Consider the following 25,427-nt stretch of genomic DNA (forward strand, 5'->3'; position numbering starts at 1 on the left):
ATGTATCCAATTCATTCCTCTGATTGCTAGTATCTCCCACAGAAGAGGGGAATAAACGTTTTCCGGAAGAGTTTACACAACAAAAAAACCTCCTGAATGTTACCACTCAGGAGGTTCTTTTTCATTTTTAAGCAGACGTTTTATCTTGGCTAACCTCAGTACCGTCCTTTAACAAAAGGCGAGGCGGCTCTCCATGCGTTACAGTCGCTCCAGTAATCACACATTTTTCAATGTCATCACGGGAAGGCAGGTCAAACATCACATCAAGCATAATGCCTTCAATGATAGAACGGAGTCCGCGTGCTCCAGTCTTACGCTCAATTGCTTTTTTGGCAATTTCAGACAGCGCTTCTTCTTCAAACTCAAGCTCAACATTATCCAGCTCAAGCATTTTCTTAAATTGCTTCACAAGAGCGTTTTTCGGTTTTGTTAAGATCGCAACCAATGCTTCTTCATCAAGCTTTTCAAGGCTTGCAATCACAGGAAGACGTCCAATGAACTCCGGAATTAATCCGAAACGGAGCAAGTCTTCTGGAAGCACTTTTGAAAGAAGGTCTTCTTTCTCCAGATCTGCAACCTTATTATCAGAACCAAAGCCAATCACTTTTTGTCCTAAACGGCGTTTGATGATTTGTTCGATACCATCGAAGGCACCGCCGCAAATGAACAAAATGTTTGTTGTGTCAATTTGAATAAACTCTTGATGAGGGTGCTTACGTCCGCCTTGAGGCGGCACACTCGCCACAGTTCCTTCAAGAATTTTCAGCAACGCCTGCTGCACACCTTCACCTGACACATCACGTGTGATAGACGGGTTTTCAGACTTTCTTGCCACTTTATCGATTTCATCAATATAAATAATGCCTTTTTCCGCTTTTTCCACGTCGTAGTCAGCAGCTTGGATGAGTTTCAAGAGAATATTCTCTACATCTTCACCCACATATCCAGCTTCTGTCAGGGACGTAGCGTCAGCAATCGCAAACGGCACATTTAAAATACGGGCTAACGTTTGCGCAAGAAGGGTTTTACCGCTTCCTGTCGGGCCGATTAATGAAATGTTACTTTTCGAAAGCTCGACATCGTCCACTTTGCTGTTGGAGTTAATGCGCTTATAGTGGTTATACACAGCAACAGCGAGTGATTTCTTCGCTTGATCCTGGCCGATGACATATTCATTCAGAATTTCACGGATTTCCTGCGGCTTCGGCACATCTTTAAATTCTACTTCTTCTTCTGTTCCGAGTTCTTCCTCCACAATTTCAGTGCAGAGTTCGATACATTCGTCACATATATATACACCAGGTCCAGCTACAAGCTTACGAACCTGATCTTGTGTTTTTCCACAGAACGAGCATTTTAATTGTCCTTTTTCCTCGTTGAATTTAAACATTCTTTCACCCCTTAATCTTGTCTCACTTTTTCTTTTACCGGCAGAGCAAAAGAAAATGATTCTTGAAACGAACGAGTATGTATTGCATTTTACCATACTTTCCAAAAAGACGGTAACATTGTGTTTCTGACTTGCACATTCTATATGTATGACAAAAAACAGCCCTGCATTAACTATCTTGCCCCAAGAAAAAGAGATATATCATAATTGTACAAAACAAGGCACGAATGATTCGCGCCCTGTTTTATTATTACTATTATTATGCAACATATTAACGGTTTTCTACAAGAAAATCAATTGCTTTGCGAACTTTTAAATCTTCTTTCATCGCGTCAGTAGAACCGATGGCTTGTTTGATATTTTCAACAGGCATGTTATATGCTTCAGCCATTTTAGAAAGCTCAGCATCAACTTCCTCATCTGTTACTTCAAGGTTTTCCGCTTTCGCAATTGCCTCAAGAGTCAGGTTAGATTTAACGCGTTTTGCAGCATCTTCTTTCATTTGCTCTTTTAACGCAGCTTCATCTTGGCCTGAGAATTGAGTGTAAAGCTCAAGGTTCATGCCTTGCATTTGAAGACGCTGTTCGAATTCTTTCAGCATGCGGTCAAGCTCAGTATCGATCATCGCTTGAGGAACATCGATTTCAGCGTTTTCAGAAGCTTTCAGAACAAGTTCTTCACGCAATTTAGCGTCAGCTTCGTTTTCTTTTGCTTCTTCTAAACGTTTCTTCGTTTTTTCAGTCAATTCAGCAAGTGTTTCCACTTCTTCATCGATATCTTTTGCGAATTCATCGTCAAGCTCAGGAAGCTCTTTCGCTTTGATTTCGTGAATTTTCACTTTGAAGACAGCTGGTTTGCCGGCAAGATCTTCAGCATGGTACTCTTCAGGGAATGTTACTTCAACATCCTTCTCAGCACCTGCTTCAAGGCCGACTAACTGATCTTCGAAGCCAGGAATGAATGAACCAGAACCCACTTCAAGTGAATAGTTTTCAGCTTTTCCGCCTTCGAATGCTTCGCCGTCAACGAATCCTTCGAAGTCAAGAACAACAGTGTTTCCTTCTTCAACAGCGCCTTCTTCTTTTACAACAAGCTCAGCTTGACGCTCTTGAAGCGCTTTTAGTTCGTTTTGAACATCTTCGTCAGTTACAGCTGTGTCGTCTTTTTCGATGCCTAAGCCTTTGTATTCGCCAAGCTTCACTTCAGGTTTCACTGTTACTTTTGCAGTGAAGATTAAGCTTTCGCCTTTTTCGATTTTTTCAACATCGATTTCAGGACGGTCTACAGGCTCGATTCCAGCTTCTTCAACCGCTTTAGGGTATTCTACAGGAAGAAGAATATCCAAAGCATCTTGGTAAAGAGCTTCTACGCCAAAGCGCTGTTCGAATAAACCGCGAGGAATTTTCCCTTTACGGAATCCAGGAATTGAAACTTGCTTAACTACTTTTTTAAATGCATCATCAAGTGCCGTTTTAAATGTTTCAGCATCAACTTCAACAGTTAAAACGCCTTCGTTGCCTTCTTGTTTTTCCCATTTTACAGACATGTGTTTCCCTCCAAAAATCTATTCAGGTTGTGTCGGTCTTCCATTCTAAAGCAATCATTCGGCTTCGTCCAACAAAAACGAAGCTGCCAAAGATCAGAATCATTATGTATCCATTTTAATAATGAACTGTAAAGCCTGTCCAACCGTATTTCTAATAACCCGTTATACACAAATACAACCATTATATTATAACATAACACATACCGCTTTCAACTATATGGCGTGATTTACAAATAAGAAATTTCTTCAATATCTTTAATCATTGTGCACGCTTCATCAAGTTCTCTGTCGGTAAACTCATACATCATATGCAGCTCTTCGCTTTCAATCTCAATCCCATGCATTTCATAGCCGACTTTATGCAGGGCCGCCGCCCAAAGATCAGCAGACAGCAATTTAGGCTGAAATGGATATAAAACGTACAAATGTCTTCTCCACAGTTCTTCTACCGCTGCATACAGGGTTGGATTTTCATTCCCAAGCGTTTCATCCAGCACCCGGAGAACGCGGTGCAAAATCGGGGAGGCATCAGGCGGGACAGTCTCGCTCGGCTCGATTGTCATAGAGTCTCCGAATTTTGTAATGTGGACCGGTTTGCTGTAGTCGTGTTCCGCCATTAACATCACGATCATCGTCTTGATAATCGGGTGGGCAGCGGGATCTTCAAGGATTGTTTTTAACAGCCCCGTATACTTCGCTACATTGCGGTCTTTCAATGAATGGATCAAATTCATTTGTTCCTCTGGGCTGGCTAACACTTTCTCCGTGTCGATCACATCTTCATACTCTTCGGCCCAAGCCTCGTCCTCTCGCTCTGGATCGGTCATTTTACGGCTGAAATCAAGCAGTTTATAAAATTGCTCGGCGCTTTCCGCAGGCAGCTGATTTTCCTCAAGGACAGCTTCAATCGTGCGTTTTACTTCTTCGTATTTCTTAAGCTGTATTAAGATCGTCATGTACACTTGTAAGACCGTAAAATACTGGCCATATCCTTCTTTCAGCATCTTTTCGCATACACGTTTTGCCTCTTCCAATTCGCCCAGCTCCAAAAAGCAAATGGCCATGCCCAAGTGAAGATCTGATTCAGTATCATCATATTTCATTGCTTCTGAGAACAGTTCCAGCGCCTCTTGATACTTTTTCTCCTTCAGCGAGGACATTCCTTTTTCCACTAGACGGTCTTTCAGATGAGGAAAAGGAATAATTTTTGCGTTTTTCTTGTCATGCGTCATACCTATATTCCTTTCAGGCATTTATTTTGTTCAAGTGTATCAACACCCGTACACAAAAACAAGAAAGGAAAGGTTCTGCCAGGCAAAAAAAAGCTGCCGGACAAATTGCCGGGCAGCTTTTTTAAGCTTGAAGCCAAGAGCTTCTCTGTGACTCAAATTGCTTGATTTCATCTTCAAGTAAAAGCGTTAATGAAATTTCATCATAGCCGTTGATCAGCATTTCTTTCCAATGCGGATCGACTTCGAATGAGATCTGGTTGCCTTCGCTGTCGTGAATAAGCTGATTCTCAAGATCGACTGTCATTTGCAGTGACTGATTTTCGTATTGTCCGACAAGCTTTTTCCAATTGTCATATGGCATGCGAATCGGCAGCATACCGTTTTTAAAGCAGTTTTGGTGGAAAATATCAGCAAATGACGGTGCAATAATGATTTTAAAGCCGTAATCATCAAGCGCCCACGGAGCGTGTTCACGCGATGACCCGCAGCCGAAGTTTTCTCCCGCTATTAAAATGGATGCCCCTTCATAAGCCGGCTGGTTCAGTTCAAATTCCGGGTTCGGTTCACCATTCGCATCATATCTCCAGTCAAAGAATGCAAAACGGCCGTAGCCCGTTCTTTCAATTCTCTTCAGAAATTGTTTCGGAATGATCTGATCTGTATCAACATTAATACGATTTAATACGGCCGCTTTCCCCGTATGTGTTTTCAAAGGTTCCATCTCGTGCACTCCTTACACAACTGTTTTTTCCTGATAAAACTTCCTGACATCCACGAAATGGCCGTGAATGGCGGCCATCGCAGCCATCGCAGGGCTGACGAGATGTGTTTTCGCGCCTTTTCCTTGTCTGCCCTCAAAGTTGCGGTTAGAGGTTGACGCACAGCGCTCTCCTTCAGGAACAACGTCATTATTCATGCTCAAACACATGCTGCAGCCTGATTCTCTCCATTCAAATCCAGCGTCTAAGAAGATCTGATGAAGCCCTTCCTTTTCAGCCTGAAGTTTTATGCTCTGAGATCCAGGCACGACGATGGCTCTAACACTTTCAGCTACCTTTTTTCCTTTGATCATATCGGCAGCCTGGCGGAGGTCAGTCATGCGTGAATTAGTACAGGAACCGATAAATACGTGCTCCACTTTGATATCTTCAATTTTCTGATGAGGTGTCAGCCCCATATATTCATAAGCGCGAATCGCTTCTTTTTTGTCATCTTCCGCTGAAAAGCTTTCCGGTGCCGGAACTTCAGAATCGACAGGAAGAACCATTCCCGGGTTGATACCCCATGTCACCATAGGAGAAATGTCATTGCCGTCAAGCACTATTGATTTATCGTAAACAGCGCCTGGATCAGTGCGCAGCGCTTTCCATTCTTCTACGGCTTTATCAAATTCTTCTCCATTTGGCGTATACTTGCGATTTTTGCAATATTCAAATGTCACTTCGTCAGGCGCAATCAAACCTGCTCTTGCTCCGGCTTCAATTGACATGTTGCAAACGGTCATCCGCTCATCCATCGACATGTTTCTGAATACTTCCCCAGTGTATTCAATGACGTAACCGGTGCCGAATTTCACGCCGTATTTACCGATAACAGCAAGAATGACATCCTTTGCGGTTACCCCTTTTTGCAGTGTCCCGTCTACACGCACCTCAAGCGTTTTCGGACGCTGCTGCCACAGTGTCTGTGTAGAAAGAACATGTTCAACCTCACTCGTTCCGATTCCAAATGCCAGGGCGCCGAATGCACCGTGAGTCGAAGTATGGCTGTCGCCGCATACGATCGTTTTTCCCGGAAGCGTTAAGCCAAGCTCAGGCCCGACTACATGGACAATCCCCTGATCTACACTGTGAAGATCGGCAAGGCGTACGCCAAACTCTTCGCAGTTCCGCTCAAGCGCTGTCACTTGTCGTTTCGCAACTTCATCCGTTATCTCAAAGCGATTGACGGTTGGAATGTTGTGGTCCATCGTCGCGAAAGTATTTTGCGGTTTTCTGACCTTTCTTCCCTTTTGTCTCAACCCTTCAAATGCCTGAGGGGATGTCACCTCATGGATGAGATGCAAATCAATATAGAGAAGATCCGGTTTTCCCTCACCATGTTTTACAATATGCTGATCCCAAATCTTTTCGATGATCGTTCGAGGCATCATCTTTATTTCCTCCCTCTACCTATGAACTAAGACCGCTTACACCATAAGCTGTCACACGTTAGAAATTGTATTTTCACTCATCAATGCTGTCTTAACTTCCTCTGTAATGGCCTGAGTGCTGCTGTATTCTTCACCTCTTGCCAAGTCTCTTGTTCTTTTTCCAGAGGTAAGAACCTGGTTGACCGCATCTTCTACAGCTTTCGCTTCTTCTTCAAGCCCGAAAGATGTTCTCAAAAGCATTGCCGCTGACAATATAGCCGCAAATGGATTTGCCATTCCTTTCCCTGCTATGTCAGGTGCAGAGCCATGTACAGGCTCGAACAAATGGAGTCCTGAGCTTGATAGGCTGGCTGACGGAAGCATTCCGAGAGAACCTGTTAGCATGGACGCTTCGTCACTTAAAATGTCACCAAACATATTTTCAGTCACCACGACATCAAATTGATTCGGTGCATAAATCAGCTGCATTGCCGCGTTATCAACGAGCATATGCTCAAGTTTCACATCAGGATAGTCTTTTGCGACGTCTTCAGCCACTTCGCGCCACAGCCTGCTTGATTCAAGAACGTTCGCTTTATCAACAGAGGTAACCTTGCCTTTTCTGGCAGCCGCCATTTTAAAGCCCTCTCTAATCACGCGTTCAATTTCTTCCCTCTTATAAAACAGTGTGTCTACCGCTTCTTGCTCACCTTCACTGTTTACATAGCGTTTGCTCGGCTGGCCGAAATACAAACCGCCTGTCAGTTCACGAACGATAACGAAATCAACGTTATCAATATATTCTTTTTTCAAAGGCGAAGCGTCAGAAAGGCTTTCAAACACTTTCACAGGCCGCAAATTCGCAAACAGGTCAAGCTGTTTTCTAATGCCGAGCAGCCCTTTTTCTGGCCTCAGTTCCGAAGGGTTTTGATCCCATTTCGGGCCGCCGACAGCACCGAGCAAAATAGCATCAGCCTTTTTACAAATCGCAATGGTTTCCTCTGGGAGAGGGTTGTTGTGTTCGTCAATTGCCGCTCCTCCAATAAGGCCGTATTCAAATTCAAATTCATGGCTGAAGCGTTCGGCAACACTTTTCAGCACGTCTGTCGCTGATTCTAATACTTCAGGGCCGATCCCGTCTCCGGGCAATAGAGCAATCCGTTTCTTCAAGTTAACCGTTCTCCTTTCTATTATGATCCGACAGCTGTATGGTTTTGCAGTCCGTTCATATTAGACTGGAAAACCAATTGACGGTTGACTGCGTTCAGATAGGCTTTCGCCGAAGCTTCTAATACGTCTTGCGCTATGCCCCGCCCTGCGGATTCTTTTCCGTTTACTACTACTCTTACATAAACCTGGGCAAATGCGTCTTCGCCCTTTCTATTAGACTGAATGCGGTAGTCTAAGAGCTCCACATCTTTATCGATACAGCGTTCAAGGGTATTGTATATCGCTTCCACGCTACCGGCTCCTGTAGCCGCTTCCTGAATAAGCTGGGCGTTTTCTTGGTTTTTCAAAGAAACCGTAGCCGTAGGAACCTGAGATGTTCCATAATGGACTTGCAGAGAAAGAAATTCATACCCAATCTTGCGGTCTGTTACTTTTTCTTCTAAAATAAGAGAGACAAGATCCTCATCAGTGATTTCTTTTTTCTTCTCAGTCAACTCTTTAAACATCGTAAAGAACTTATTAATTTCTTCACTATCAAATTGGAATCCCAATGCCGTCAGCCGGTCTTTAAATGCATGGCGTCCTGAATGCTTGCCTAGGACAAGCGCATCTGCCGTTACACCGACAAGCTCTGGTGAAATAATTTCGTATGTTGATTTTTCTTTTAGGAAGCCGTCCTGGTGGATGCCTGATTCATGAGCAAATGCATTGTCGCCCACTACCGCTTTATTTCGCGGAACAACCATACCTGTAAACTTACTTACTAAATCACTAGTGCGTTTTATTTCATTTAGCGTAATGCCTGTTTCGACTTGATAGAAATCTTTTCTGGTATGAAGGGCAACTGCGATTTCCTCTAAGGCAGCGTTTCCGGCTCTTTCACCAATTCCGTTAATCGCACATTCAATTTGATCAGCGCCATTTTCGATCGCTGAGAGAGAATTGGCGACTGCCATTCCCAAATCATCATGGCAGTGAGCTGACAGCTTTGCTTGATGTATGTTTGGAACGTTCTCTTTCATATATTTAAAGATATTCCCGTATTCAGCCGGAGCCAAATAGCCGACTGTATCCGGAAGGTTGATGACAGTAGCCCCTGCATCAATCACTTTTTCTACGATTTCTGCTAAAAACGGCAGTTCAGTTCGGCAGGCATCCTCAGCAGACCATTGAACAATCGGGAAACGCTCTTTTGCGTATTTCACCATTTCAACCGCTCTTTCAATGACCTGTTCACGCGTCATTTTCAGCTTGTGTTTTAAATGAATGTCCGATGTGGCAATGAAGACGTGAATTCTTGGCTGAGCACCGTCTTTTAACGCTTCCCATGCAGCATCAATATCACCTTTTACACAGCGGGCAAGACCTGTCACAGAACAATTTTTAATGGTTTTTGCGATTTCCTGCACAGCTAAAAAGTCACCTCGGGACGAAGCGGGAAATCCCGCTTCAATGATATCTGCCCCGAGTCTTTCGAGCTGCTTTGCTATGGCAAGTTTCTCCTGTGTATTTAAGTTCACACCAGGGGACTGTTCACCATCACGAAGCGTCGTATCGAAAAAATTAATTTTGCGCAACGGAGACCACCGCTTCCTTCTTCTTGCCTTGTTTGACAAACGGCATCATTTCACGAAGCTTTCTTCCCACCACTTCGATTTGATGTTCGTTTTCGCTCGTATTGATAGCGTTGAAACGAGGACGGTTTACTTGGTTTTCTACGATCCACTCTTTTGCAAATGTTCCGTCTTGGATGTCTTTTAAGACTTCTTTCATTGATTCTTTTACTTTTGCGTCTACAACACGCGGCCCGGATACGAAGTCTCCCCATTGAGCAGTATCAGAAATAGAGTATCTCATGCCTGCCAATCCTTCTTCATACATCAGGTCAACGATCAATTTCAGCTCATGAAGACATTCAAAATATGCAAGTTCCGGCTGATAACCAGCTTCAGTTAATGTTTCAAAACCAGCTTTTACCAGGGACGTTAATCCTCCGCAAAGTACAGCTTGCTCACCGAACAGATCCGTTTCTGTTTCTTCTTTAAATGTCGTTTCCAAAACGCCTGCTCTTGCTCCGCCGATTCCTTTTGCATATGCCAAAGCTTTATCTTTCGCTTCACCTGTCACATCCTGATAGATCGCGAACAACGCCGGTACGCCTGCTCCCTGCTCATATGTTCTTCTAACCAAATGTCCAGGACCTTTAGGCGCTACCAAGAATACGTCAACATCTGCCGGAGGAACAATTTGGTGGAAATGAACGTTAAATCCGTGAGCGAAGACCAATGACTTGCCTGCAGTCAGCTCATCTTTGATTTCAGCTTCATATACTTTTTGCTGCTGTTCATCCGGAAGAAGAACCATAATGATTTCAGCTTGAGCCGCAGCTTCTTTTACTGTAAATACTCGATGTCCGTCTTCTTGCGCCTGAGTGAAAGATTTTCCTTGTCTGACACCGACAATCACGTCAATTCCGCTTTCTTTCAGGTTCAGCGCATGTGCATGCCCTTGTGAGCCATAGCCGATAATCGCTACTGTTTTCCCAGCCAATACGTTCTCTTTGATATCACCGTTATAATATACTTTTACCATTTCAATCTCTCCCTTGTTATGTTTTATACAATAGATATTGTTTTATTGGATGACGCCTTTTGCTGAGTGCCCCTCGCAAAAGCCGTTGTACCTGTTCTCGCAATTTCTTTGATTCCATAAGGCTTTAGTAATTCAATCAGCGCTTCAATTTTGTTTGATTCGCCAGTCACCTGTACAACGATGCTGTCTCTGCTGACGTCAACGACAGAAGCTCTGAACGGCTCTATCATTCCGTTAATCTCTGTCCTCGTTGACGGTGCGGAAACGACCTTGATTAAGGCCAGCTCCCTTTGGACAATTGATTGATTTGTGATGTCAGTGACTTTCAGCACATCAATTTGTTTGTTAAGCTGTTTTGTCAGTTGTTCAATATCATTTTCTCCTTCAACGTGAACGACAAAGGTGATTCTGGAAACGCCAGTTGTTTCTGTGTGTCCAACTGTAATGCTTTCAATGTTGTAGTGTCTTTTTGTAAATAGACCGGTGATCCGGTTTAACACGCCGGAGCGGTTCACCACAGTCAATGTGATAATTCTTTTCAAGGTTTCACCCCCACCATTTCATGCAGCCCTTTCCCCGGAGCCACCATCGGGAATACTTTTTCTTCACTGGCAACCCGAACGTCAATGACAACCGGTTCTTTTGATGTTAATGCCTCTTCCAGCTTTTCCTTCGCTTCTGCATCAGAGGAGATTCTGATGCCTTTAATGCCGTATGCTTCTGACAATTTGACAAAGTCAGGCTGTGAAGCGAATTTAGATTCTGAATAACGCTCTTCATAGAAAATTTCCTGCCACTGTCTTACCATTCCGAGACAAGCGTTATTCAAGATCACAACTTTAACCGGCAGATTCAATTCGCGAATAACATCAAGTTCCTGAAGCGTCATTTGAAAACCGCCGTCTCCAAGCACCGCCACCACGGTTGCATCTTTATCGGCCAGCTGTGCGCCAATCGCTGCCGGAAGGCCGAAACCCATCGTACCAAGACCGCCTGATGTCACCCATTTATCTGCCTTTTGGAACGGATAAAATTGTGCTGACCACATTTGATGCTGGCCGACATCCGTTGCGACAATGGCTTCGCCCTTTGTAAATTGATGAATGTACTCAATCAGTTTCTGAGGTTTAAAGCCTTCTTCTTCATTGTCTACATACCAGAGCGGATACTCTTCTTTCCACTCGGCAAGCTGTTTTTTCCATTCGCTTGAATCGCCTTGTTTGCCGTTTTGTTTGATCAGCTCTTGCAGGACAACTTTGCTGTCGCCGACAACCGGAATCTGCGTTTTCATGATTTTTCCGATTTCAGCCGGATCAATATCAATGTGGGCAATCTTTGCGTTTCTCGCAAAATGCTTCAGGTTTCCAGTGACACGGTCATCAAAACGGGCGCCGATACTGATTAATAGATCACAGTCATGAAGGGCCATGTTCGCTGTATAAGTGCCGTGCATACCCGCCATTCCTAAGAAAAGCGGATGGTCTGCCGGGAATCCCCCGAGCCCTAAAAGCGTGTGTACGACCGGAATTTGCTGCTGCTCGGCATAATTTTTTAATTCTTCTGACGCTTTTCCGTGCAATACGCCCGCGCCCGCTAAGATAACCGGTTTCTTTGCGCTGCTTACGGCTTCCACAAGCTTGCGGATCTGCAAATAATTCGGCTCCGTTGTCGGCTGATATCCCGGGAGATTCATCTCGTGATCATAGCTGAATTCCCCTTCAATTGTTGCAACATCTTTCGGAATATCGATTAGTACAGGTCCCGGTCTTCCCGTTGTTGCAATATGGAATGCTTCTTTAATGATGCGCGGCAGGTCTTCCGGCTGGCGGACCTGATAGCTGTGTTTTGTAACCGGCATTGTAATTCCTAAGATGTCCGCTTCCTGAAAAGCGTCGGTGCCGATAACGGAGGTTGCCACCTGTCCTGTAAAGACGACTAAAGGCAGTGAATCAATCATAGCATCCGCAAGTCCAGTAACAAGGTTTGTCGCTCCCGGACCTGATGTCGCAATAACGACTCCTGGTTTTCCAGAAACTCTCGCGTATCCTTCCGCTGCATGAATAGCGCCTTGCTCGTGTCGGGGAAGGATATGTACCATTCCCGAATTGTACAGCTTATCGTAGATCGGAAGTACAGCTCCACCCGGATAGCCGAATATCATTTCTACTTTTTCTTTCTTTAATGATTCAATCAGCATTAACGCTCCGCTCATCGTCTGTGTACATTTGGCAGATGCTGAATCCACCTGTACATTAGTCCCCATTTTTAGTTCCTCCTTTTGGATTTTCATCCTCTAAAGATCATCAATTATTAGCTTTATAGCTGATTATTCAATAAAAAAAGCCCTTCCGCCCACAATCAGCCGCGCAGTGAATGCGATAGCCAAAAGGGGCGAAAAGGCTCTTCTTTCCGCGGTACCACCCTTGTTTACGGCCTTTGATACGGCCGTCTCATGGATATTCCTATCCGTTTTAATAACGAGTAAACATCATCGTTCACCCGGCCAAGTCCTACTGTGATTTCAGACTGGCACTCTGAGGCGAGTTCACCTTGTAAAGCTTCGCCGGTTCTCAGCTAATCCGGTTCTCTGTGGAAAGCTTTTTCAAGGCTACTTATCCTCATCTGCGCTTTTCATATTCAGTCTCTTGAACATCTATTCTGCCGTCCAATAAGATCATTTTTTTAGTATCCTATTGCAATCATTTGTGCTTGTGAAACTTGCGTTTATCTTTTGTTGAACTCATATTACGCCGCTTTGGACGCAGTGTCAACAGCATTTTTAAAATTATTAGACAATTTAGATTAATCAAACTATACTGTATACGCTTTCATTATTGGTATATAAGGAATTTCAAAAGATAAAAGTTTTTGTAATTTTTTTATTAATCTATCAAGTTTACACTCGAATTTTTCAATTTCATATAAACATGTCACATAATATGACGTGTTTTTGTTTCGAGGAGACGTATATACGGAAGATCTTCTGGCAAAAAACAATTTCAGTTCGGATAGGCTCTTTCATTATTTTTCGTCATACACTGGTGTTATCTTGCAAAGAAAAGGTGATACGATGAATAAATCATTTGCAGACATCCAAGGATTTCCCGGGGGTTTTCCAAGCTTTCCCCAGCCATTTTATCCGGCAGCCCCTGGCTTTTATCAGCAAGGCCACCAGCCATATGGAGGCTTTGGATACGGACAGCCGTTCAGCCAGGCATACAGCCCGCTAAGCACCCCCTCTGCTATGTACTCTTCATTTCCATATGCTTCAGGATTTTACGGGCAGCAATTTTCAGGTGCCGGCTATAGCGGTCATGGCGGCGGTTTTAGTATCCCGGCGACGCACGCCGGAGGGTTCAGCGGAGCATCTGGTGTACACGGAGGATTTCGATATTAAATATCATCAGGTGCCGAACATCTATGTTCGGCACTTATTAATTTATTCATCTTTACATAAAGCTAATAGAATGTGAGGTTTCCTATCTTACTATTTGGAAGCAAAAAGGATATATTTTAAGATAAAGGATAAGTATGTTCAGAGTGACGGTTTTTGAGGAGGAATTCATTTTGCATATTAAAGTAGATGATTTGACCGGACATCAAGTGATCGAATTAGTAAGTGAGCATTTACATAGCATGACTCTCATGTCTCCGGCTGAAAGTATTCATGCCTGGACATAGAAAGGCTGAAAAAACCTGAGATTACATTTTGGAGCGCATGGGACGACAATGAATTGGCCGGCTGCGGAGCACTAAAAGAACTGGACAGCCGGCATGGAGAAATTAAGTCGATGCGAACCTCTTCTTCCCATTTAAGAAAGGGCGTCGCCAGCAAGGTTCTTCAGCACATTATAGAAGAAGCCAAGCGGCGCGGCTATCAGCGCTTGAGTTTGGAAACGGGGTCGATGACTTCTTTCGAGCCGGCAAGAAAACTTTATGAAAGCTTCGGTTTCCTGTATTGCCAGCCGTTTGCAGACTATACGGAAGATCCGAACAGCGTGTTTATGACAAAGGAATTGTGAAATATAGAGGATAGATAAGTGCAGGACTATGTTTCTGTCTTATCTATCTTTTTTATTTTCTCCCGTCTTTCGCATAAATGCTGTTAGCGCACCAAGTGTTTTCGATTTTGTTTATTTTAAAACGTAACGGGAATTAAAGACGACAAGAACGATAAAATTTTATTTTTACAGAGGAGGAGATTAATATGACAAAAAGTGTAGTTGGTGTATACGAAACTCCACAAGAGACCATTGCAGTGATTGAAGGCTTACTAACAAAGGGGTATGATTCTGACGATATTTCTGTTGTCACAAATCGCCGGGATACCGATTATCTCGAATCTCGTACAGGGACAGAAGTAAATCAAGCCCTTGAAGCAAATGATAGTGATTCTGAATCCTTTTTCGATAAACTGAAAGATTATTTCACAATGGATGATACAGGCGCACACAGCAAAGCATTATCAGATCTGGATATCTCAAATGATGAAATAGACAAGTATCAAGAGGATCTGGATGACGGAAAGCTTCTCGTAGCCGTTGATACAGACGCAGACTTAGATACGCCTATTGATAATGGCAATGCCCTTTCAGGCGGCTTTGCAAATGCAAATGAGACAGTGGATTATACAACAAAAGAAGAAAAGACCCTGCCGCTTCGAGAAGAACAGCTGAAAGTGGATAAAGAAGATATCCAAATCGGTGAAGTGGAAATCGGAAAAGAAGTCAAAACAGAACAAAGAGATATAGACATTCCGGTAAGACATGATGAAATTTACGTTGAACGCCGTCCGGTGGATGAAAACACGGCAGACGCTTCTCCCGTAAATGACTCAGAAACGGTCAGAGTTCCTATCGTTGAGGAAAAGCTTGAAGTGACCAAAAAACCCGTTGTTACGGATGAAGTGGTTATCGGGAAACGGACTGTCGAAGAAAATGAGCATATTTCTGAAACTGTAAAAAAAGAAGAACCTCGTCTGAATAAAGAAGGAAATGTCCGCGACCTGGATGATGATACGTTAAATAACAAATAAGCATCATAAACAAAAACCTCAAATCCTTAAAGGATTTGAGGTTTTTTCTTGGTACGTCCCAGGAGAGATTCGAACTCCCGACCGACGGCTTAGAAGGCCGTTGCTCTATCCAGCTGAGCTACTGGGACAAACCTCTATTTCTCTTCCAGTATGTATAACGGTCACTTTTCGAACTTAGACCGATTGACCCTTTATTATTATAATTGCACACGCATTGTAATTCAATAATAAAAAATTTGAAAATAGTCCCGTTTCAGTATCTATACAAATGAAATATAAAAGGATTGTGCGTAAACTACATATGGATTAATCCCTTTCACGCCCTTTTGAAAATGAGGATAACCTGCCCACTTTTCCAACCCAAAAAAAGTGACCCCTTTAGAAGTCACTGTTTAATAGTTAGCATAATCTTACTTTGAATATTTTGCTGTACATATGTTTATAGTTATAACTTCGAGTCATTCACTTCATTTAGTATAAACATACTGAAGAAACCCCTATAAACCGTCTTTACCTACTTTGGATAATATCTTTCCGTGTATACCAATATAATGATGTTCTATATCGCCATCATTTAATAATTCCTTTAGAGGTCCTTCTTCTTCACTTGTTGCGAATATTACTTGTTGATTGTATTTTTTTGACTTAGAAGCATCCTTCAAGAATTCTCTCAAGCTTTCAAGAGCAGTACTTTGCTGTCTTGGTTCATCCAAGACCAACAGACCAAGATGATTTGAATCAAAGTCTCTACTTAGTTCTAGAAGGGATATTAAATAAGCCCATATCATTCTAATTAAGTCACTAGCTGATAAATCAAACTGTAAATCAAAAGACAATTCGAAACCATCATGTATTGGCTTATAAGTATCCGTGGAAATACTTAAAGTTTCAGGCTTTACACTTTTTAAACCATAATCTTTAGAATGTCTTTTGAATATTTTTTCGAGGCTCTTCAATTTAATGTAGTCATTTCGGGATATCAAATTATTTGGGAGTTCATTTAACTTATTTACACTTGCTTCATATAGTTCTCCTAATTCATACATATCCTCTACAATTTCGTGAATTAATTCATCTGTTTCTTCATAATGCTTTATATCTTCTTCAAGTCTCATTCTTTCCTTCAATTCATATAAAGATGGAATTCTTTCATCAGAAATCAGTGTTTGTTTCATATCTCTAACAGACTCCTGCAGCTTCTTAATCTTATTTCTGGTTTGGTTTAACTCTTGTATTTTAAATTCAATTACTTTATTGGTATTCTCTTTTGCATATTTGATTGTTTGTTTTTGTCCATACAAAAAGTTAATACTTTCATCTATACTCATAGGGTTATTTTGTTGAGTTTGTGGAAGAAGTGTATCAGTTACCCCTTGATGACAAGTTGGACACTGACCATTTGTAAATTGGATATTTTGCATAGAACCCAGTTGCTTAATTCTTCGAACATCCTTGTATTTTTGTAAATCCTCTTCTATTGCTGTTAATCTCTCCTCATATTGCTTCTGCTGTAACCTTTCCATTTGTAAGGCTTCCAATTTTTCATTATAAGTAATTTGATTCTTTACAATTGCCTCTGCTGCTATATCAATTTCTTGTTGTACTCTCCTGATATCCTCTTTAACTTTTGGTATAGCATCTGAGTTTCTAAGCTTTAGGTTGTTTTTCATTTCAGAAATCGTGTAGGAAATTTCACTTTTTTCACCATCTACTTCAACTAATACCCTAGGGGAAAAAACCCCAGTAGGCTCCCCTGGTAATGCCTCAATGGTTACATCGGTTTTTTCAGAAATGTTTTTTAGCTGCTTGATAAACATCTTCCATTCGGTTTTGTATTCTTTTATTTTTTCGATTAATGATTGCTTTTCAAGAAAGAGTTCATTAGCATCAAGTTTCAATATAAATTCAATTGCTCTTTTTTCTACCTCTCTTATGCCGTATTGTTTAGGAGTATTAGCTTGGATAGCAGACCAACCTCTTTTTTGTTCAATAATCATTAAGGGTAGTATACATTCCATATACAGCAACATGGCATTGCCATTGTAATGAAGAACCTCAGGTATATTCCAACCCAAGAAATCAGCTAGCTTCTTATGAAAGCCTCTCTCCCTTTGAGCAGCTCCTCCTTCCCGCACGAAATAGTCTTTTTGTAAGTAGTTATTTGAAGGGTGAGTTAACGCTGGACCTTCAAAAGTGCTAATTAAATGTTTGTTTCTTTCACCTTTTACTGTTCTTTGAATCGTAAGAATTTCTTCTTGTTGATTGGATATTTCAAGATATACTTCAGAACCTCTTACACTAATTTCTTCGCCATCGCCATTAACTTCAATTAAATCTGTCATTGCATGTGGTAAAGGAACTTCATGGCTAGCACTCAACATTCCTTCTAAACCTAGTGCATATATTATAGATTGCACACAAGTAGATTTCCCACTTGAATTATCAGCACGAAATATATTTAAACCATTTTCAAATCGTAACTTCGTTCCAAATTCACCTTTCTCTGTATCAACGACAAGTTTTAACATTCGTATTTTCAAGCTCATAGATGTGTAACCGCCTTTACTAATTCATCAAGCTTATTTTCAGTCACATAGCTTTTAATATTTTTCAAAAAAGTCTTCTCATCTGAAAAGTAACTTTCTTCTTTTATGATTTCTTCAACAAATCTGTCTCCAGCGTCACTAAGTTGGAAACTCTTACCATTTACAACTTCAATAAGTCCTTCAGCTACTGCAATATCCAATATTCTATTTAACCAAGGCTCATGTCTTACTATAATATCGAAAGGTTTTGTATCATTTTCAATCAACCTTTTAAAGGTATATCTTGTTTTGCTACTCTTAATCGCCCAATTCAATACCTGAATTCTGTTAAACGATGACCGATTACCGCGACAACAAATTTTCAAAATTAAGGTTAGCAACACTAAGTTTCTTTCAACATTTAGGTCTGGAGAAAAATACTGAGGCCGAGGGTTAAAAGAAAATTCAACATCTAAAAACTCTAATACATTCATATTATCACCTCTTAATAAAAGTCCAGAGGACAGCGTAGTAACCAGTCTGAAACAGCCTCAAGTACCAGGATATTTTGTGTTTGACTTGATATTCCCTTAACTTCTTCTTTTAATGCTGCTCTGTACCTATCCATTGACTCACTTAACAGTAAAGGACTACCTCCTTGATGCAATAAGGATTCTGTTTTTAAATATGATTCTCTACTCCTCTTAGTCATAGATAGATTCTCATATATATATGGATGATTATCTTTTAAGTATTCCACCATGTTTTGTCCTGAAATAAAATTCTTCAACATTTCATTTCTAAATAAATTCTTTTTAATATCGTTATCTAACGTAGGGAGCTTTCCCATCTTATTCTCAAGGTTTACTACCAGTTCATTATCGTTTTCTTTAATCCATTTTTCTATATCCTTCTGTTCTACTTCCTGTGGTGTTATGCTTAATCCGTGTGTTTCTGACTGCCTAAGGACATTTAACTCTTTTTTAAAATACGTTTCATTTACAATATGTATATAAAATTCGTCTGCTACATATGGCAACTGCGCCTCTCTTACCAGTTTTGCTTTTTTTTCAGCATGTTTTACTAACTTAGAAGTGTCATGTCTGGGAACTACTAATATCCACCTATTAATTTTTGTAGGACCAAAAAACTCATATAAAGCCTCTTTATTTTCAATAAATTTGTTTATATCGTCAGTAATTTTCTTCCTTTGTTTCTTATATAAATCCTCAACTGATAACGGCTCAACTGGTGCATAACACTGAAAGCATTTACCGTCACGTCCGAAGCCCTCAATCCCACTATCTCCACCATCACGGTCAGGAATGCCTACATAATCTCCGATGGAATAATACATTTTTAACAATGTTTCAATATGGATTTGCCATGCATCCCCATCCCAAAATTTCACACTTTCCATGAAGCAACCCCCAAAAATGTTTATATACAAAGTTTCGACATTTCACAGAATATACCTTCTATTTTTCCAGCTCGATATATGACTTGATAACTGTCTAGCATTTTCATACTGCATATTTTGTTTAGCTTACTTTAGTAAAACAATCTACTCCTACCATTTTACTAGATTTGGCAAACTGTTTCGACATTAACTGCTTAGAAAGCTGAATATTTTGTATCGTAAAGGAATAATAGTAGACTTCGAGAAATCACTTTGCAAATGATTACTTATTATAAAGCAACTACACATAGATGCGTCGAAGCATGCTTTTTACAAATAAGGTTCTACCGAAATTAAAAAAGCCCTCTATCCCAGTTATATCAATACTTAGAAGGTTAGAAGACTTCTTTTTGTGTTAAAGGCGGTGTTAAACAATGAAATATGCGAAATGCTTTTGCTACAGTTCTCTACTCATACTAATCTTTCTGTATAATGCTATGACAGCCCTGTTCTTGCTCTCTTAGGCTGCATTTCGTAGAGCAGGGACTTTGGGATCCTTCTCCATTTCCTCCGATTAATTTAGCCAAGCTACGGCTTCTGGAGAGCTCCCTTTCCTCATATGCTTGATGTATTTGGCTTAAAGTCCACCCCTTCCTCCTCTGCTTCAACCTCCTTCACCAACTTATAAAAGGTTGTGCGCTTCATCACTGCTTCCTCAATGGCAGCCGTGGCAGTTATTTTTCCTGCTTTCCATTTGCTGTATGCTTGATAAAACCCTTCTGCTGGTTCCGCTTTTGGCCTGCCGAATTGAACACCCTTCTTTAATGCAAAGTCTATTCCTTCCCGCTGCCTTTTACGGACGCGCTCCCTTTCTTCCTGGGCTATCCAAGACAATATTTGTAGCACAAGGTCAGATATGAAGCTTCCCATGCTGTCTTTATATTTCGTTGTGTCAATAGAGGCATGTCCAGCACAACAATATCAGCTTTTATGTTCTTGGTGATTCCCTGCCATTCATTCAGGATGTCATCTTTGTTCCTGCCGAAACGGTCAAGTGAATGTATATATAGAACATCACCTTCACGCAATGACCTTTTCATAAGTTGGTAGTCGTAACGCTCAAAATTCTTCCCTGATCGCTTATCAATGTACCTGTTCTTCAATGTCTTGCTCCTTCATGGATTCAATTTGTCTACCTTCATTCTGGTCTTTGCTGCTTAAACGGTCATAGCCAAACTTTTAAATGTTCTCTTTTTTCCTCCCTTAATAGTGGTAAAAAAAAGACCACTGGATGTGGTCTTGGGGTACTCCTTAAGCGGTTGAAGCTGACGGTTTATTGTCATTTCTTGCATCAATAAGTATTATATTCTGTGCTTCTGTTAGCTTTAATTCTCGCAGAATTTTATCTACCTTATTCAGTTCTTGTTCAGAAAAATAAAGGATGACTTTAATTGATTTTTTGGTGTCATTTGCTTTCTCATATACTTCTACTTGCTTTTGTAAGTTTCTCTTTAGTTGTGAATTGTTGGCTAACTTAAATTCAATCAATGTTTTATCTTTATTGCCCCTGGACACTTTGTAATCCACTGGACCTCGACCATTATTCACCTCCCTATTAACGTCTGACTCACTTGCGAACCAGGTTAACCTATATAAGATTTGGAGGTCTTCTTCCCTTTTAATTGGCTGGCCTTTGGAGTAGAATATGCGATATCCATCATTGTCCTCAATAACATGCTTCATATATTTGACTCTTTTCAAGGATTCCTCAAAGGTATCATCTTTCGTTTGATAAAATTCCGTTTCTTTCTCCAGTAAATCAATCAGGGATTTAAAATTGTCAACGTAAAATCTTGCTGATTCTTTCACTTTCTCAATACTTGTTGCTTCCGCCTGGTCTCCTCGTTCTTCCTTATACTTGATATAGTAATCAACGAATTCTGGGTATTGAGATATAACCCTACCTACAGCAAGGCTTCTGTCTTTTTGAGATGGCTTTTTGGGAAGTATAGACATGAAATAATTATTGATTTGAAACCTCAACTGTTCGTTATCAATACTCGCTGGGATAAGAGAAAAATCCTTTACCATATCTGCTTTGTTTATCCATGTTTCGTCCTTTGTTAAGATATCAACTGGCGAGAGCAGCACATAATCTCCATTCATATAAGGTAATTGAAAAGTGTCATTCTCCCATGTCTCCGTTTTATAATTAAATCTCACATTATTAACTGAAACCTTTTTAACGTCCTTCTTGTCTAAATGCTGCAAAGCAAACGTTTGAGTATACTTAAGTAAATATTCATGAATCAATCTTGTAGTAAAATCACTTATACTGTCCTTCCCAACCTTCTCTTTAATTATACAGAGCTTTTCAAGGTGGCTGCTTTCTGTTACTTTTTCTTCTCCAAAATTCGAAAGTACATTATTTAGATTGGAATACAAAGCTTTTGCGAAATCTTTCCCTAGACCACTGCCTCCATTTCCGCTCTTAGAAAATCCAAGCCAGTTCTGCTTAATTTCTGGAAACATAAACCATGCCTTTAATAGACCATCGGAAATCTTTTTTACTTGTGCTTTATCTCTTAAGAACATCAAATACTTAATCATTCCATCATGTAGTTCTTGGTACTCTTTCTTACTACTATTAAAAAGCAGAAAGGGGTCAATAAATAATGGAAAATCATTTATCAAGGAAACATCAAAAGCTCCATAATTTTCAACCACTTTTGCATCTATATTGAAAAAGTCAGAAAAGTAAACATTTACACTCATTGCCATCCCTCTGTTCTTAGCGCTTTTATACTGTTAATTCTATCCAAACGAAACAGATGTTTCAACAACAATCGGAATATTCTTTCGTGCTTTGACATTATTCAACTTAATTTATGTGGTGACAAAGATACATGTTCGAAAAATTAGGTGATACTAAATGACATTTGTAAAGTCTGTTTAAACAATTACGTACGGGGAAAGTGCAGGTTTTTCATACTCTTAAGCCTGTTCGCTTACGTACAACGAAAAAACCCGCTATGTCAGCGAATATGTCATCGTTGATTCAACGTAGACAATCCGCAATCCATAACGGGTCATGATAGGTACGTCCCAGGAGAGATTCGAACTCCCGACCGACGGCTTAGAAGGCCGTTGCTCTATCCAGCTGAGCTACTGGGACACGTTTTGTTTTTTTGTTTTCGCTTTAACTATCAGCGACAAGATTTATTATATATGGGTTGCAATGATAAGTCAACGGTTTTTTAGAATTTTTTTCATGAGGAAGAAAATTTTCTTCCTCATGTGATATTTCATAGGGTTACACGGTGTTGCAAATCAATGATTTCATCGCCTGCTTGGTTATAAAAACGCACTGTTGCTGTATCATTTTCTAAAGACAGTATAGCATAGCTTTCTGTGCTGCGCACCCTTGGAAGGCGGATGCTGCCTGGATTAATCATCAGTTTTCCGCGCAGCATTTCGCTTCCTGCGATGTGTGAATGCCCGAAGCAAATGATTTCCGCTCCAAGCTCCTCTGCACGATAGTATACGTTTAGCAAGGTCTGTTTAATACCATGAAGGTGTCCATGCGTAACCAATATTTTTTTGGAACCGGCCATCAGCAGGAGCTCGTCCTTAAAATCGCCGATAAAATCACAATTGCCTTTTACAACGGAATAAGGCTCTAACGCCGGATGGCCGGTTTCAAGCTCAGAGTCTCCGCAATGAATCATGAGATCAACATCCGCTTCATGACGTTTCGCGATGGTTTGGAGTTCTTCTTCAAGTCCATGGCTGTCACTGATAATCAGCACGTTCATATATACGCTCCCCCTTATGCCTCCAACAGCTTCGACAGCTTTTTAAGTGCGTCAGCCCTGTGGCTGATTTTATTTTTTTCATCACTTGTCAGCTCTGCCATTGTCTTATCTTTATCTTTGACGATAAAGATCGGGTCATAGCCAAAGCCGTATTCTCCTTTCGGCTCCTCGGCAATATACCCTTCAACATGCCCCTCAACAGTTTTTGTTTCCTCTCCCGGAATACTCACGGCAAGCGCGCAGCGAAAACGGGCCGTACGCTGCTCTTTTTCGATGCCTTTCAGCTCACTCAGCACTTTATCGATATTCGCCTGGTCATCTTTCTGTTCCCCTGCATAGCGTGCTGAATAGACGCCGGGGCGGCCTCCTAAATTATCAACGGACAAACCCGAGTCGTCTGCAATGACCATTTTGTTCACTGCTTTTGCCACCGCTTCCGCTTTTAGAATCGCATTTTCTTCAAACGTATGGCCTGTTTCTTCTATCTCTTCTGTAAATCCGATTTCAGCTAATGATTTTACCTCGTACCCTCTCGGCTCAAGGATTTCTTTAAACTCCTTCACTTTTCCCGGATTGTGAGTCGCAATAATTGCTTCTTTCATGATGATCAAGCCTTTCTGTCATTATTTCAGTTCTGGAAGAGAATCGCCCAGTACTTCTTTTTGCTTGTCAATCAGTTCCTGAATGCCTTTTTCTGCAAGACTGAGAAGGCCATTCAGATCCTCACGTGAAAAGGTTGCCTCTTCCCCTGTTCCCTGAAGCTCCACAAAGCGGCCGCTGCCTGTCATGATGACATTCATATCAACTTCAGCAGCAGAATCTTCTTCATAATTTAAATCTAACAAAATTCCCTGCTCTTTATCAATTCCGACAGAGATCGCTGCCAGGAAATCAGTGAGCGGGTTTGTTTTAATCGTTCCCGCTTTGAGCAGCTTGCCAATTGCAATCGCCATGGCAAGATATGCTCCGGTAATGGAAGCCGTTCTTGTTCCTCCGTCCGCCTGAATGACGTCACAGTCAATCCAAATCGTACGTTCACCCAGTTTCTCTAAATCAACGACTGCCCGAAGCGCACGGCCGATCAAACGCTGAATTTCCATCGTTCTGCCGGAAATTTTCCCTTTGGAAGATTCTCTGATCGTTCTTTGATTTGTAGCCCGCGGCAGCATGCTGTACTCAGCTGTAATCCACCCTTTGCCTCCGCCCCGCAAAAACGGTGGTACGCGATCCTCTACAGATGCGTTGCAGATTACTTTTGTATTTCCCGCTGTTATTAGAACAGACCCTTCCGGATGGCTGATAAAGTCCAAATCAAATGTAATTGGACGCAGCTCATCATGTTGTCTTCCGTCATGTCTCATGTTTTACCTCCGATTGTATGTACATAAACCATTTTTGTCCCGGAATTGAATAAAGAAAGAGGCAGCCGGAACGCTAACCTCTTTCTTTCTAGTATATCAAAAATCCCAATTTAAAAACTACCCGTATTCACTTGAGACGGTCTGGATACCGCTTCTGAAAGTTTTTCGCCTTTTTCGTTCACAAGCTCGGCTTTCCCGTTCACTTTAACGGATACGCTTTTTACATCCGGCTGCTCTGTTAGAGTCAGCACAATGCTGTTAAGCACTTCTGAAGAAATCATTTTCGTCTTTTCATCGGCGCTTCCAAAAATGGATTGATTAAAATCTAGCGTTACACGTCCATCTTTGATTTTCGGCTTACTGACCAGCTTCACATCTTCGCTGAAATCCGTCAACAGGCCGCTCGCCTTGCTCGGGCCCTCAGCCAGTTCATTAATAGCCGCTGTAATGTCGTCTGTTTTGGAATTGTCAATTCGTTTTGTTACCGGCACGTAATATTCACTGTCATCGTTTTCCGCTAAATAATAGACTGTCAGCGGATGTGTAGCTGTGAGATCATTGACGCCGGCAGTTTCCAAATTAATCCCGTCCTTACGGCTTAAATCGTCTGAGATCGGCGTGCCGCCTACAGGCATCTCCTTCAGTTCATGGCCGTTGATTCTCAGCTTCACTTTATCAATTGAACTGAATTGAGTCAGCGTCCACGTCACCGATTGGACGATTTTCTGTTCATCTTCCTTCTTATAGTTTTTAAATTCTTTCGAGAAGTCCGCTATAGCAGTGCCATCTTTTTTGATGTCTACGTTAACAGTTGTGTCAGCCGGCAAAACGGCTCTGAAGCCATTCGGCAGAATCTCTGACACAGGCCCGCCCTGCACAAGGTATTCAAGCGCCTGCTTAGCCGTTCCTTCACTTTTCGGAAGAGGCATCGTTTGCGCAACGACATAACCGTTTTTATCAATGAGATAAAGCTCCCTCATCACTGTAGAAGAGTCCTGATTCGCTTTTTCGGTATCACTTTTTTCATTTTTTGTTTTTTCGGCTGCTGTTGTATTTGAATCGGTCCCCGCTTCATCATTTACGTATGTAACGTCTTGAGGCGGATCGATTTCCTCGGCTGTCTTATCGGATTGAAATAAACCGCACCCGGATAAAAGCAAGGCAGAGGTGAGACAAGTGGCACCAATGACTGCAGGTCCTTTTTTCAGCATACTTTTCCCTCCTAAGGCTG

20 protein-coding genes, 2 tRNA genes, 2 pseudogenes and 1 other annotated feature are annotated in these 25,427 nt (G+C 41.4%); of the genes and pseudogenes, 3 read left to right on the forward strand and 21 right to left on the reverse strand.

All coding sequences use genetic code 11. The features are described 5' to 3' along the window. Window positions 1-127: 127 nt before the first annotated feature. From clpX to ilvB, 10 genes are all read right to left on the reverse strand, one after another. Window positions 128-1,390 (reverse strand): ATP-dependent protease ATP-binding subunit ClpX, encoded by a 1,263-nt coding sequence (gene clpX / locus NSU16_RS13745; protein WP_010335184.1) that lies wholly within the window; start codon window positions 1,388-1,390, stop codon window positions 128-130. A gap of 271 nt (window positions 1,391-1,661) precedes the next feature. Next, window positions 1,662-2,936: a trigger factor gene (gene tig / locus NSU16_RS13750; protein ID WP_010335185.1), complete on the reverse strand. Its 1,275-nt coding sequence runs from the start codon at window positions 2,934-2,936 to the stop codon at window positions 1,662-1,664. A gap of 227 nt (window positions 2,937-3,163) precedes the next feature. Then, a complete protein-coding gene (gene ddcA / locus NSU16_RS13755) occupies window positions 3,164-4,168 on the reverse strand; it encodes a DNA damage checkpoint antagonist DdcA (protein ID WP_268445589.1) in 1,005 nt (334 codons plus the stop codon). Window positions 4,169-4,289: 121 nt separating this feature from the next. Next, window positions 4,290-4,889 carry a 3-isopropylmalate dehydratase small subunit gene (gene leuD / locus NSU16_RS13760; RefSeq protein ID WP_010335187.1) on the reverse strand — a complete coding sequence of 200 codons (600 nt, stop codon included), beginning with the start codon at window positions 4,887-4,889 and terminating at the stop codon, window positions 4,290-4,292. 12 nt (window positions 4,890-4,901) lie between these two features. Beyond that, window positions 4,902-6,320, reverse strand: coding sequence for a 3-isopropylmalate dehydratase large subunit (leuC, locus tag NSU16_RS13765; RefSeq protein ID WP_339191199.1), 1,419 nt, complete (start codon window positions 6,318-6,320; stop codon window positions 4,902-4,904). Window positions 6,321-6,371: 51 nt separating this feature from the next. Continuing rightward, window positions 6,372-7,469 carry a 3-isopropylmalate dehydrogenase gene (gene leuB / locus NSU16_RS13770; RefSeq protein WP_286058220.1) on the reverse strand — a complete coding sequence of 366 codons (1,098 nt, stop codon included), beginning with the start codon at window positions 7,467-7,469 and terminating at the stop codon, window positions 6,372-6,374. A gap of 20 nt (window positions 7,470-7,489) precedes the next feature. Continuing rightward, complete coding sequence (locus NSU16_RS13775; RefSeq protein WP_010335190.1) at window positions 7,490-9,046, reverse strand: 2-isopropylmalate synthase; 1,557 nt, start codon at window positions 9,044-9,046, stop codon at window positions 7,490-7,492. After that, window positions 9,033-10,061, reverse strand: a complete 1,029-nt coding sequence (gene ilvC / locus NSU16_RS13780; protein ID WP_010335191.1) for a ketol-acid reductoisomerase — start codon at window positions 10,059-10,061, stop codon at window positions 9,033-9,035. The genes NSU16_RS13775 and ilvC overlap by 14 nt, the downstream gene beginning before the upstream one ends. A gap of 23 nt (window positions 10,062-10,084) precedes the next feature. Beyond that, the gene (ilvN, locus tag NSU16_RS13785; RefSeq protein ID WP_326227480.1) at window positions 10,085-10,603 is read right to left on the reverse strand and encodes an acetolactate synthase small subunit; all 519 of its coding nucleotides are present in this window, start codon (window positions 10,601-10,603) and stop codon (window positions 10,085-10,087) included. Continuing rightward, entirely contained in the window at window positions 10,600-12,324 is a 1,725-nt protein-coding gene (ilvB, locus tag NSU16_RS13790; protein WP_010335193.1) for an acetolactate synthase large subunit, read from the reverse strand. Before ilvB ends, ilvN begins: the two co-directional genes overlap by 4 nt. Window positions 12,325-12,445: 121 nt before the next feature. Beyond that, window positions 12,446-12,695: a binding site (T-box leader), on the reverse strand. A 436-nt stretch (window positions 12,696-13,131) separates the two neighbouring features. On the opposite strand from ilvB, the gene cotQ reads away from it, so the two are divergent. From cotQ to NSU16_RS13805, 3 genes and pseudogenes are all read left to right on the forward strand, one after another. Further along, window positions 13,132-13,458 carry an inner spore coat protein CotQ gene (gene cotQ, locus NSU16_RS13795; protein WP_229146574.1) on the forward strand — a complete coding sequence of 109 codons (327 nt, stop codon included), beginning with the start codon at window positions 13,132-13,134 and terminating at the stop codon, window positions 13,456-13,458. A 170-nt stretch (window positions 13,459-13,628) separates the two neighbouring features. Further along, window positions 13,629-14,083 (forward strand): annotated as a pseudogene (locus NSU16_RS13800) (GNAT family N-acetyltransferase). Window positions 14,084-14,268: 185 nt separating this feature from the next. Continuing rightward, window positions 14,269-15,096: a YsnF/AvaK domain-containing protein gene (locus NSU16_RS13805; RefSeq protein ID WP_229146570.1), complete on the forward strand. Its 828-nt coding sequence runs from the start codon at window positions 14,269-14,271 to the stop codon at window positions 15,094-15,096. A gap of 54 nt (window positions 15,097-15,150) precedes the next feature. Here NSU16_RS13805 and NSU16_RS13810 read toward each other — a convergent pair. The 11 genes and pseudogenes from NSU16_RS13810 to gerM form a co-directional block, all read right to left on the reverse strand. Continuing rightward, window positions 15,151-15,224, reverse strand: a tRNA-Arg gene (locus NSU16_RS13810). 369 nt (window positions 15,225-15,593) lie between these two features. After that, entirely contained in the window at window positions 15,594-17,624 is a 2,031-nt protein-coding gene (locus tag NSU16_RS13815; RefSeq protein ID WP_339191203.1) for a hypothetical protein, read from the reverse strand. A 14-nt stretch (window positions 17,625-17,638) separates the two neighbouring features. Next, window positions 17,639-18,115 carry a hypothetical protein gene (locus NSU16_RS13820; RefSeq protein ID WP_151280732.1) on the reverse strand — a complete coding sequence of 159 codons (477 nt, stop codon included), beginning with the start codon at window positions 18,113-18,115 and terminating at the stop codon, window positions 17,639-17,641. 11 nt (window positions 18,116-18,126) lie between these two features. Then, the gene (locus NSU16_RS13825) at window positions 18,127-19,041 is read right to left on the reverse strand and encodes a hypothetical protein (protein WP_339191206.1); all 915 of its coding nucleotides are present in this window, start codon (window positions 19,039-19,041) and stop codon (window positions 18,127-18,129) included. A gap of 594 nt (window positions 19,042-19,635) precedes the next feature. After that, a pseudogene (locus NSU16_RS13830) lies at window positions 19,636-20,265 on the reverse strand (recombinase family protein). Between the two features lie 66 nt (window positions 20,266-20,331). Continuing rightward, a complete protein-coding gene (locus tag NSU16_RS13835; protein WP_339191209.1) occupies window positions 20,332-21,801 on the reverse strand; it encodes a hypothetical protein in 1,470 nt (489 codons plus the stop codon). 320 nt (window positions 21,802-22,121) lie between these two features. Beyond that, window positions 22,122-22,195 (reverse strand) — tRNA-Arg (locus NSU16_RS13840). Window positions 22,196-22,325: 130 nt separating this feature from the next. Beyond that, window positions 22,326-22,835 carry a YfcE family phosphodiesterase gene (locus NSU16_RS13845; RefSeq protein WP_339191211.1) on the reverse strand — a complete coding sequence of 170 codons (510 nt, stop codon included), beginning with the start codon at window positions 22,833-22,835 and terminating at the stop codon, window positions 22,326-22,328. A gap of 14 nt (window positions 22,836-22,849) precedes the next feature. Continuing rightward, the gene (locus NSU16_RS13850) at window positions 22,850-23,446 is read right to left on the reverse strand and encodes an XTP/dITP diphosphatase (RefSeq protein ID WP_168748466.1); all 597 of its coding nucleotides are present in this window, start codon (window positions 23,444-23,446) and stop codon (window positions 22,850-22,852) included. Between the two features lie 12 nt (window positions 23,447-23,458). After that, complete coding sequence (gene rph, locus NSU16_RS13855; RefSeq protein WP_010335199.1) at window positions 23,459-24,196, reverse strand: ribonuclease PH; 738 nt, start codon at window positions 24,194-24,196, stop codon at window positions 23,459-23,461. A gap of 110 nt (window positions 24,197-24,306) precedes the next feature. Beyond that, complete coding sequence (gene gerM, locus NSU16_RS13860; protein ID WP_029441379.1) at window positions 24,307-25,407, reverse strand: spore germination protein GerM; 1,101 nt, start codon at window positions 25,405-25,407, stop codon at window positions 24,307-24,309. Window positions 25,408-25,427 lie beyond the last annotated feature (20 nt).

The sequence above is a fragment of the Bacillus sp. FSL K6-1003 genome, from assembly GCF_037964945.1.
GTDB lineage: Bacteria > Bacillota > Bacilli > Bacillales > Bacillaceae > Bacillus > Bacillus mojavensis.

What these genes read in the sequence shown, in the direction of transcription:
- clpX (WP_010335184.1), bottom strand. Translation starts at nt 1,390, where the DNA reads ATGTTTAAATTCAACGAGGAAAAAGGACAATTAAAATGCTCGTTCTGT.
- tig (WP_010335185.1), bottom strand. Translation starts at nt 2,936, where the DNA reads ATGTCTGTAAAATGGGAAAAACAAGAAGGCAACGAAGGCGTTTTAACT.
- ddcA (WP_268445589.1), bottom strand. Translation starts at nt 4,168, where the DNA reads ATGACGCATGACAAGAAAAACGCAAAAATTATTCCTTTTCCTCATCTG.
- leuD (WP_010335187.1), bottom strand. Translation starts at nt 4,889, where the DNA reads ATGGAACCTTTGAAAACACATACGGGGAAAGCGGCCGTATTAAATCGT.
- leuC (WP_339191199.1), bottom strand. Translation starts at nt 6,320, where the DNA reads ATGATGCCTCGAACGATCATCGAAAAGATTTGGGATCAGCATATTGTA.
- ilvC (WP_010335191.1), bottom strand. Translation starts at nt 10,061, where the DNA reads ATGGTAAAAGTATATTATAACGGTGATATCAAAGAGAACGTATTGGCT.
- ilvB (WP_010335193.1), bottom strand. Translation starts at nt 12,324, where the DNA reads ATGGGGACTAATGTACAGGTGGATTCAGCATCTGCCAAATGTACACAG.
- cotQ (WP_229146574.1), top strand. Translation starts at nt 13,132, where the DNA reads ATGAATAAATCATTTGCAGACATCCAAGGATTTCCCGGGGGTTTTCCA.
- NSU16_RS13805 (WP_229146570.1), top strand. Translation starts at nt 14,269, where the DNA reads ATGACAAAAAGTGTAGTTGGTGTATACGAAACTCCACAAGAGACCATT.
- NSU16_RS13815 (WP_339191203.1), bottom strand. Translation starts at nt 17,624, where the DNA reads ATGTTAAAACTTGTCGTTGATACAGAGAAAGGTGAATTTGGAACGAAG.
- NSU16_RS13820 (WP_151280732.1), bottom strand. Translation starts at nt 18,115, where the DNA reads ATGAATGTATTAGAGTTTTTAGATGTTGAATTTTCTTTTAACCCTCGG.
- NSU16_RS13825 (WP_339191206.1), bottom strand. Translation starts at nt 19,041, where the DNA reads ATGGAAAGTGTGAAATTTTGGGATGGGGATGCATGGCAAATCCATATT.
- NSU16_RS13835 (WP_339191209.1), bottom strand. Translation starts at nt 21,801, where the DNA reads ATGGCAATGAGTGTAAATGTTTACTTTTCTGACTTTTTCAATATAGAT.
- NSU16_RS13845 (WP_339191211.1), bottom strand. Translation starts at nt 22,835, where the DNA reads ATGAACGTGCTGATTATCAGTGACAGCCATGGACTTGAAGAAGAACTC.
- rph (WP_010335199.1), bottom strand. Translation starts at nt 24,196, where the DNA reads ATGAGACATGACGGAAGACAACATGATGAGCTGCGTCCAATTACATTT.
- gerM (WP_029441379.1), bottom strand. Translation starts at nt 25,407, where the DNA reads ATGCTGAAAAAAGGACCTGCAGTCATTGGTGCCACTTGTCTCACCTCT.